The organism is Vibrio sp. 1641, from assembly GCF_033339995.1.
Taxonomy (GTDB): domain Bacteria; phylum Pseudomonadota; class Gammaproteobacteria; order Enterobacterales; family Vibrionaceae; genus Vibrio; species Vibrio alginolyticus.
This window is the reverse complement of sequence record NZ_JAWOVP010000377.1, coordinates 1-574: the sequence shown is the minus strand read 5'-3', so window position 1 is coordinate 574 and position 574 is coordinate 1. Positions and strand designations below refer to the sequence as shown.

Below are 574 nucleotides of genomic sequence, written 5' to 3'. Positions count from 1 at the left end.
AAGTGAGCCGTATTGGCAATGGCCATAAACGGTTGCACAAAACCAAGTACCAACCACACCAACATAAAACCAATGATGGATTTCGGCAGCGTTAAACCTAAATGAGGTAAACGGTAACCCAAAACCCACAAATAGCCGAGTAGCGCGTACACAACACCAGATAACCCGCCGAAGTTCGCACCTTCAACATAGAACTGGCCAGCACCAGAGAGTGCCGCAGATACCACAAAGATTTGCAGTAACTTGCCAGAACCAAGTCGACGTTCAATATCGCCACCAAGTTGCCACCACCACAACAAGTTAAAGATGATGTGTGTTACCGAGAAATGCAGCAATGCATGACTCACCCAACGCCACAATTGCCATTGCTGGCCTTCAAACGCGGGAAAGTGCAACAGAGCAAATACCCCATTTCCAAAGCCTAACATCTGCAAACCATAAATCACGGCGCATACGGTCATGATCAATAAGGTCACTGGACCGGCTTTGGCTTTGATCATTCCCATGATACTTGGGCTAGCGTAATGAAATTGGCTCTTACGAGTATCGGCAACGTCCCAGGAAGCGGCGCTGT

The 574-nt window shown here is 48.1% G+C and carries 1 protein-coding gene; it reads right to left on the bottom strand.

Annotated elements, in window-relative coordinates; translation table 11 throughout:
* Positions 1-574 (bottom strand): rhomboid family intramembrane serine protease GlpG (glpG, locus tag R7Z47_RS26075; protein WP_318130931.1); only part of this gene is annotated, 574 nt, incomplete at both ends.